Origin of the sequence: Rhodoblastus acidophilus, assembly GCF_900187365.1 — a bacterium.
Lineage (GTDB): Bacteria > Pseudomonadota > Alphaproteobacteria > Rhizobiales > Beijerinckiaceae > Rhodoblastus > Rhodoblastus acidophilus.
In genome coordinates, this window is sequence record NZ_FYDG01000044.1 from 1 (window position 1) to 8,193 (window position 8,193).

General features: G+C 57.9%; 7 protein-coding genes and 1 pseudogene. 5 read left to right on the top strand and 3 right to left on the bottom strand.

Annotation, left to right across the window (positions count from 1 at the left end):
- Positions 1-879: 879 nt before the first annotated feature.
- Positions 880-1,848 carry a response regulator gene (locus CFB24_RS21855; RefSeq protein WP_158255376.1) on the bottom strand — a complete coding sequence of 323 codons (969 nt, stop codon included), beginning with the start codon at positions 1,846-1,848 and terminating at the stop codon, positions 880-882.
- Between the two features lie 14 nt (positions 1,849-1,862).
- Positions 1,863-2,408: a hypothetical protein gene (locus CFB24_RS21860; RefSeq protein WP_141098576.1), complete on the bottom strand. Its 546-nt coding sequence runs from the start codon at positions 2,406-2,408 to the stop codon at positions 1,863-1,865.
- A 387-nt stretch (positions 2,409-2,795) separates the two neighbouring features.
- Between CFB24_RS21860 and CFB24_RS23325 the strand changes: the two genes are divergently transcribed.
- The 5 genes from CFB24_RS23325 (at position 2,796) to CFB24_RS21880 (ending at position 7,623) form a co-directional block, all read left to right on the top strand.
- Entirely contained in the window at positions 2,796-3,182 is a 387-nt protein-coding gene (locus tag CFB24_RS23325) for a hypothetical protein (protein WP_158255377.1), read from the top strand.
- Complete coding sequence (locus tag CFB24_RS21865) at positions 3,145-4,638, top strand: sensor histidine kinase (RefSeq protein WP_158255378.1); 1,494 nt, start codon at positions 3,145-3,147, stop codon at positions 4,636-4,638. Before CFB24_RS23325 ends, CFB24_RS21865 begins: the two co-directional genes overlap by 38 nt.
- On the top strand, positions 4,631-5,056 hold the full coding sequence (locus tag CFB24_RS21870; protein WP_088522733.1) for a response regulator: 426 nt from the start codon (positions 4,631-4,633) through the stop codon (positions 5,054-5,056). Before CFB24_RS21865 ends, CFB24_RS21870 begins: the two co-directional genes overlap by 8 nt.
- A gap of 30 nt (positions 5,057-5,086) precedes the next feature.
- Complete coding sequence (locus CFB24_RS21875; protein ID WP_088522734.1) at positions 5,087-7,126, top strand: response regulator; 2,040 nt, start codon at positions 5,087-5,089, stop codon at positions 7,124-7,126.
- Positions 7,127-7,212: 86 nt separating this feature from the next.
- Complete coding sequence (locus CFB24_RS21880) at positions 7,213-7,623, top strand: response regulator (protein WP_088522735.1); 411 nt, start codon at positions 7,213-7,215, stop codon at positions 7,621-7,623.
- Between the two features lie 374 nt (positions 7,624-7,997).
- Here CFB24_RS21880 and CFB24_RS24135 read toward each other — a convergent pair.
- Positions 7,998-8,096: pseudogene (locus tag CFB24_RS24135) on the bottom strand (AraC family transcriptional regulator); the annotation flags it as partial.
- Positions 8,097-8,193 lie beyond the last annotated feature (97 nt).

Consider the following 8,193-nt stretch of genomic DNA (forward strand, 5'->3'; position numbering starts at 1 on the left):
AGAATGGAAAATGCCGCCGCGCGAATGGGTGATGGCGAAAGCTCAATTCGCCATCCTGTTCCCGGATCGGTTCAGCTTGGCATGAAAACGGAACCGGCCTTCACACGGAATTCCTGACAGTCTCCGCTGTGGGATAGGCCTGATCATGGCAGCATCCGCTCGGCTTGGAAGTGCCCAGGCCCCCAAGCCTCTCAAAAGGCGGAAGAATCCCTGCGACTTGTCGCGATAATTGTCGACCACCGCGATTGTGTCGTCGGCGGGTCAATTTGTTCTTCACTGCCAAGTTCAGTTCGCAATTTCTTTTAGACATGCTTGCTCCTTTCCTCCTCAACTCGATCGCACATGTTCACCCCGAAAATTGCACCGAGGAACAATTGGATGTCTGAGCGGTCGCTTTGCTGAGGGATTTCCTTTTTCGCGGGCCGCGCGATTGCGGCCTTACGGGGGAGGCAGGACCGGCCTCGATAGCCGCGCGATCAAACGCCGCGCCCTTGGCGCGCCGCGAAGCGGGGCGGAGCTGCACGACAGGATGGAGGAAGCGAGCCGCGTTGAACGCGGGCTGAGGTCGGGCAGCATTCCCACGGAACAGGCCGTTTCGCCGCCTGCGGGAGGGACGCCATTCACGAGAGCGTGCGACCATGAACGGTAACAGGCATTCATATAGACTGACTTTTTCATTTTAGATCATATTTTTATGCCTTAATTTGGATGCTGGCAGTTTTGCGCGATTGATAGAACGTTATTCTATCTGGACGGCCGTAAGCTCAACGCTAAAGCGCAAGTTCTACGCAATCTCTGACTGCTTATATTCCATGAAATTCACTTAAATATCGGCATAGGCAATGCAAGTATCTGTCTATCAATACAAAAAATTTTCGCTCACACAGCCGGAATGACATTTTCTTGCGTCTTCGGCGCCGAGCGTCTGTCGTCGTCGTTTCGTGCGAAGGGCGGCAACTGCCGGAAGACGTCGGCCAGGTCTTTTCCGCCCGGCGAGCGAATGGTCCCGACGATCTCGGGGGTGACCTCATAACGGACTGAGTAGATCGGCAGCGTAAAGCTCAAGGCGGATTGAAGCGCCTCCGCACGCAGACGCAAATGCGCCGCATCGACATCCGAAACCAGGACACAACACAGAGTATTGTCAGTCAATCGGCCGCAGATTTCATTGGGCAGCAGAGCCGCCTTGAGACGATCTGCAAAATGCGTCATGGCGTCGTCTGCGGATTTCTTGCCGAAGCGAAACAAGATTTGCTCCCATTGGCTGAGGCGAATGGCCAAAGCGCCCACGTCGCGCGCGTTGCGGTCGGCGATCTCCTCCACCTGCATAAAGATATTTCCGATCTCTTCGCATGGGATGATGTTGTTGATCAGGTCCATTCTGGCAGACGAACCCTTGGGGGTGTCATGTGCCGGCGCCCCACATCGCGATGTCTGGTGGTTGGCGAGAGCGCGCTGGATCGCCTGCTCGATTTCTCCCGACTGCAAGTTCCGCTTTTGCAGGTAATCATCAAAACCATTGCGAAACGCCTTTACCGCCGTGGTCTGCGATTCGTCGGCCGAGAGCATGATCACCGGCGGCAGATGCGGATAACGCGCACGCAGCCTTTTGAACACGTAAATCCCATTCTCCGGCGCCAACCTATGGTCGAGGATGATGCAGCAAGGCATTTCCCGCTCGATCAACTCGAGCAATTCATCGCTACATGCCAACGCGCGAATACGCGCGCCGGTCTGCATCAGCAAGATCGTAATGTAGGAACGAAAGATCTCGTCGTCATCTACGATAGCGATGAGACGGTTGTGGAAATCAATTTCATTGCTCTGGGCGATAATCGACGCATTCATTTTCCTACACCATTTCACGATTTCAATAGAATAGCGCGGGCGTTTCGCCGCCGTCTCGAATGCATCAGCAGATCCGGGAATTTGCCGATCCTCTCCACACATCCGGCGGTAAGGACTGCGGCGCCGAGATTCTTGAAGCTCGCAGCGACGATTTCAGCCGAATTTTTCAAAGCTTCCAGCATCTGGTCGACATCTTCTTCATCAACTTTTTCGGTCAAACGCAGGACGGAAAATGCCGAACTGAGAGTCATTTCGACCTCGGCGACCTGCGGCTGCAAGGATGGAAAATAGAGCCCCGCAAGCAAACGCAGGTCGATCAATTGTTGATGGATTGCGCGGTGATCGCATGCCTGGTCACGGACGACGATCCGTTTGTTATAATCGTAATGCGCCGCGAAGAGGTTGCGCATGGCGAACGCTAAACTCTCGGCCTTGCAAAAAAATTCTTCAGCTTTTTCCGCGCGAACCCAAAGCCTCTCGCGAGATACACATATGAAATAGGTCATGACGCATATAATCGCAGGCATTATTGCGTAATTAGCCATGAGATAAATCGTCATTGAGCGCACCCGCATCTAATATTGCCGTATATGTAAATTGCCAAACAAAAAACTAAATAACAATTAACACTTATGAAAACGATTGCTTTTTTGGATCGTATTTTGACATTACCAAACGTCATATTACGTTGCGTGAGATTAAACCTCTTAGCAATATATTATTAATATTGCGCCGAAATAAAAAATTTACTATCGTCCCGCGAAAGCGTTGATTTGCGGCAGGTTGACGATGCGTTAGCTAACATTCCCGGTCGTTTTGTGCGCCGTCTCGTCGCTGCAACCGCCGTCGACGGGCGACCCAATTCGTCTCGAACGGGATTCGTCCGCCACGCCAGAGCGAGTAAGAAAAGACATTCGGCGCAGCCCTGCGCGAGAAAGGCGATTGGAATGGCGGCCCCCCCGCTGGATGAGAACGCGGCCCAAGCCATCGACGCGCTGCGCCGCCAGTTCGGACAGCGCCTAGAGCAGGAACTGCGCGTCTTGTCATCCTGCGCTGACAGGTTCGACGTCGAACCCGATCCGGCCTCGGACGTCGCCATTCTGCGCCAGATTTGTCATTTGCTAATGGGCAGCGCCGGACTGTTTGGCTTTCACGCCATCGCCGACGCCGCCGCCGACGCCCATGCCGCCGTCAAAGATGGCCGGAGCGGCCCGGGGCTCGGCTTGGTCACCCGCGCGCTTGCCGGGCAAATTATTGATGTGCTTGCGTCACACTTTGGCGTGGAACGGAGCGACTATGACGATTCGAAGCGACACGCACCAAGCGGCGATTGAGCCTGGCGTGAATCCGGCCGTCGTAGCGTCGCTCGACGGCCTGGAAAGGGCGGTCATCGAAGACATGCGAACGGGCGTCGTCCTGTCGGATGACACTGGCGTCGTCACTTACGCCAATGCGGAATCGGCCCGCATTTTCCAGGTGGCCAGGGACGATCTGGTCGGCCGGCGAATCGCGGAATTGCTGCCTCTCACGCTTTCCGAGCCGGAAGCCGCGACCGACCCCCACGGGCAGGCGCAAGCGACAGGCGCCACGCGCGAAGTTCGCCTGAAGCTGCGCGAAGGCGCCGACCTTTGGGTCGAAGTCGTCGCACGCCAATTGTCGAATGGTCCGCAATCCCATGTCTTGACGACGGTCTGCGATATCACCGAGCGGCGAGACATCGACTTCGCCTTGAAGAGAATCGTCTTTGATCAAGCGCCGTATGGCTTGCTGCTGATTGACGGCGATGGCGTGATCATGTCGAGCAATGAGCCTTTGAATCGGATTTTCGGCTATCAGCCCGGCGAAGTCCAAGGCAAGAATGTCGAGATGCTCGTTCCCGCCCGTTTTCGCGAGGGCCATTTCGCGCAGAGAAGCGCCTTCGCCACTTCACCATTGGCGCGTTCGATGGGCAAGGGCCGCGATGTCACCGGTCGCCGCAAGGACGGAAGAGAAGTTCCCGTTGAAATCGGCCTGAGCCCGTTCATGACGTCCGCAGGGCGGATGATTTGCGCTTATGTCGTCGACATCACCGAACGCGAGCGCGTCGAACGCAAGCTGCGCGAAGCCAACGCCAAACTCGAAGAATTCGCCAACGCCGTCGCGCATGATCTGCGCTCGCCGTTGCGGGGCATCGCCAATCTGATCGATTTCATCGTCGAGGATTTTGGCGAAAGCGCCCCGCGCCCGGCGATCAGGAACCTCGATCGCATGCGAGATCGCGTCCAGAACGCGGAGAGCATGATCGCGGATCTGCTGAGTTACGCCCGCGCGAACCAGGAGTCCGCCAAATTTGAAACCATCGATCTGGCCGCGGTCGTTGAAGAAGTATTTGCCGCCGAGCCGGCGTCGCCGGGGCTGCATTTCGAAACCAAGCTCACGTCCGAACCTTTCGAAGGCGCGCGCTCTCCCTTATGGACTGTCCTTCGCAATCTTGTTTCGAATGCGGTCAAGCATCACGATCGCAAGGATATTCACGTCGTCGTCAAATCGCGCAATCAAGGTGATTTTGTCGCCATCGATGTCTGCGACGATGGCCCCGGCATCCCTGAGGCTGCGCAATCGCGGGTGTTCCGACTGTTTCAGACCTTGTCGGGCCCCGATAAAAAAGGTAGCGGCCTGGGTCTCGCGCTGACGCAGCGTCTGGTCAGCAGCCACGGCGGCCGGATTGAGCTCATCAGCTTCGATGGCCGGCGAGGCTGCACATTTCGCGTATGGTGGCCTCGCTTTATCAGGAGCGACCTTGATGAATGAAGGTTCGATCGACATTCTCGTCATCGACGACGATGAATTGACCTCCGAAATCATTGAAAGGCGATTGAAGGATTCGCATCTGCGCTATCGCGTGATCTCGGCTTGTGACGGCCAGGACGGTCTTGACGTCCTTAAGGGCAAAGCCGACCGAAGCGTCCGAAGCCCGTATATCATTCTGCTGGACCTGAACATGCCGCGCATGAATGGCTTCGAGTTTCTGGAGGCCTTGCGCGCCGACGCCGAGCTGCGCGATTCGGTTGTTTTCGTCTTGTCGACATCCGACGCCGATTCCGACCGTTCGCGCGCCTATCACGAACTCGTGGCGGGCTACATGGTCAAGTCCGCGATCGGACCGCAATTTTCAAAGCTGGCTAAACTCTTGAAACAATACACCGAAACGATCTGGCTGCCAAATTGACGCGTTGGCGAATTGAAACGTTGGAATGACATGAACGGAATCCTTCGCATTCTTCTCGTCGACGACGATGACGTGGATCGCGAAACCCTGGTCCGAATGTTCGCCAAATATTGGCGTCCGCTCGATATTCATGAAGCGAATACGATCGCCCAGGCACAAGCGCACCTGGCCAGGGCGACGTTTGACTGTGTGCTGCTTGACTATCAGTTGCAAGGCGATCTCGGCTTGCAGCTGATCCCGGAAATCGGGCGTCATCGTCCGCAGGTCTGCCCGATCATTCTCGTGACAATGCACGAGTCTCAAGGCCTGATCGTCGACGCGATTCATCAGGGCGTCACCGATTATCTGGCGAAGGCGACGCTCAACGCGGAGAAGTTGGGAGCGGCCGTCGATCGTGTGCTGCGGCGCGCGGAGATCGAACAATCCAAGCGCGACGCGGAGGCCGAGCGGCGCGCGCTGGATGAAAAAGCCAACAGGCAGCGCGAGGAATCCCTGCGCGAGGCGGCTGAGCAAGCGGAGCGCGCCAGCCGCGCCAAGAGCATGTTCATCGCCAATATGAGCCACGAAATCCGGACGCCGCTCAATGCTGTCATCGGCCTGTCCTATCTGCTGACGCGCACAGAACTGTCCGCGGAGCAGCAGGGGCTCGTCGCGCGCATCAAGATCGCCAGCAAGTCGCTGCTGGACATCGTCAATGACGTGCTGGACCTCTCCAAGCTCGGCGCCGCCGCGCTGAAGCTGGAGCGCACGCCGTTTTGCCTTCGCGACGCGATCAAGGATCTGGCCGAGATCGTGACGGTGCAAAGCGAAGAGCGGATGTTGAACTTTGCGATCGAGATTGACGACGATCTGCCGAACACGCTGATCGGCGATCCCGTGAGGTTGCGACAGATCCTGCTGAACCTGTTGACCAACGCCATCAAATTCACGTCCAAGGGACGAGTGGTTCTGCGGGTCAAACGCATCGACTCCGCCGAAGCATGGACGAAAATTCGGTTCGAGGTGGAAGACACCGGCATCGGAATCGACCCGCAAACGCTGACGAAACTGTTCGACCCCTTCGTACAGGCCGATGCTTCGACAACGCGGCGCTATGGCGGAACCGGGCTGGGTCTCTCGATCGCGCGCGAACTTGTCGCCCTGATGGGCGGAGAAATCGGCGCGGTCAGCCATCCCGGCGAGGGAAGCCTGTTCTCGTTCGAAATCACATGCGCGACATCAAATGAAATCCCGGAGACGAACAAGCGGGGCCAGGGCGGCGCGGCGGTCGAAAGCGGGTCGCGTCTCCAGGGCGTCAAGGTTTTGCTCGTTGATGACAGCGACATCAATGTCGAGGTTGGCAAAAGCATATTGGAGCTAGAAGGCGCCTCGGTCGCCACGGCCTCGAACGGCCTGGAGGCGGTGCATTTCGTGTTGGCCGATCCCAAAGCTGTGGATGTCGTTCTGATGGATCTGCAAATGCCCGTCCTCGACGGGCTGGATGCGTTCCGTCGCATAGAAAGCATACTGGGCAAGGCGCGGCCAGTGGTCATCGCGCTGACCGCGGGGAGCCTGAGCGACAGTTTGAACGAAGCGCGCGCTTGCGGAATGGACAGTCTGATCCACAAGCCTTTCGAGATCGGCGAACTCATCTCCGTCATCCTCGGCCATCTCAGCGAGGGAAAAACTCGCGCGCCGCACAAAGCCGGGCCGCCGGTCAGCGGCCTGATTGCGGACTGGCCGGAGATCGCGGGCATCGACGCGGCCGAGGCGCAGGCGCGCATGGGCGGCAACCGCGATCTGTTCATTTCGTCGCTGAGGATTTTCCTGCGTCAAAACCAGGAGCTGGAGGCGATGCTCCACGGCGCCGGGCCCGATCCCATAAAGCGATCGATGCACCGTCTGAAAGGCGGAGCTGCGACGCTCGGCGCAAGAACCCTGCGGGAGCTGGCGCAGCAGATCGAAGCGGCGCACCTCCAGGGCGACGTGACGGCGTCGAACGACTTGCTGCCGCGCCTGGGCGCCGAGCTTGCGCGGATTCGCGCAAGCGCCGATGCATTCATGGCGGAGAGCGAAACGCACGCGGCTTGAGTTGCATACGGCGACGGCTTGATGACGCCGCTTCGCGGCGCTTGTCGCAGAAATAAATGCTTTGTTAATGTGCATCGGCAAGCTTCATGGCTGCGAAGGAAAAATTTACCCGGGGGCGCGCCGTGCGCATTGTCTATATCGACGACGACGAGCTCTTGCTGCAAGTCGCTGCGGTTCTCGTTTCCGCGGAAGGACATGAGATTCATTGCGTGAACGACCCAGGCGAAGCAGTCGAGTCGGTCCTGGCGTTTCGCCCCGATCTCGTGCTGCTCGATGTCATGATGCCGGGAATCGATGGATTGCAGGTTTTGGCGGGATTGCGCCAGCATTCCGTGCTGGATCGCACCCCCGTAGCCTTCACCACCGCCGACGCCAGTCCGGACGAAGTGGAAACCCTGATGCAGGCAGGCGCCGCAGGCATTATAGCAAAACCATTCACGCCTAGCCAGCTGTGCAAAGAACTGTCCCGTATCTTTGTGCGCAGCCTTCCAGCCTGAAGAGACATGCCTTGCCGGTAAAGACCGTCTTCCGCTCATGCTGGTTTCGGGCCTGACGGTGATGAGACGTCGGGCGACATCGAAGTCGGAGACGCGGAGGCCGACCAATTCTTCGCGACGCAATGCGCCGTCGTATGCGAAGTGCGAAAATCAGGCGATTGCGCAGACCTTCCCGAGCGACCTCGGCTATAACGCGAATCCAGTCGCCATCCGACGGAATTGTGGGCATGCGGGAGAGACGGCGAACCAAGCCGCGCTGGAATCCGGGGTGATCATGGACGCTGGCGCGCGTTGACGGCAGGCTTCCGCGCGGCACGAGATTCCGGTCGCGCAATCCTTGATCGACCAGATGATCGCACCAACGGCGAAGGGCGGCGCTCCAGCGTGACGGCATGCAGAAGACAGTGGCGCATGAGCGTGAAGCTGCAGGGAGGCATGGGACGGGCGGCAAGGCCAAAAAACTCGTCGTCGAGGTCTAGGTCATGAACTCATAAAGAGGATTCCCGAATCAGGGCCGGTCTGATTCAGTTGCCCCAATATGGGAGCATTGCGATGGCTCGGTTTGATTTG

Coding starts and splice junctions, on each gene's coding strand:
- CFB24_RS21855 (WP_158255376.1), bottom strand. CDS start 1,848: ATGAATGCGTCGATTATCGCCCAGAGCAATGAAATTGATTTCCACAAC.
- CFB24_RS21860 (WP_141098576.1), bottom strand. CDS start 2,408: ATGACGATTTATCTCATGGCTAATTACGCAATAATGCCTGCGATTATA.
- CFB24_RS23325 (WP_158255377.1), top strand. CDS start 2,796: ATGGCGGCCCCCCCGCTGGATGAGAACGCGGCCCAAGCCATCGACGCG.
- CFB24_RS21865 (WP_158255378.1), top strand. CDS start 3,145: ATGACGATTCGAAGCGACACGCACCAAGCGGCGATTGAGCCTGGCGTG.
- CFB24_RS21870 (WP_088522733.1), top strand. CDS start 4,631: ATGAATGAAGGTTCGATCGACATTCTCGTCATCGACGACGATGAATTG.
- CFB24_RS21875 (WP_088522734.1), top strand. CDS start 5,087: ATGAACGGAATCCTTCGCATTCTTCTCGTCGACGACGATGACGTGGAT.
- CFB24_RS21880 (WP_088522735.1), top strand. CDS start 7,213: ATGGCTGCGAAGGAAAAATTTACCCGGGGGCGCGCCGTGCGCATTGTC.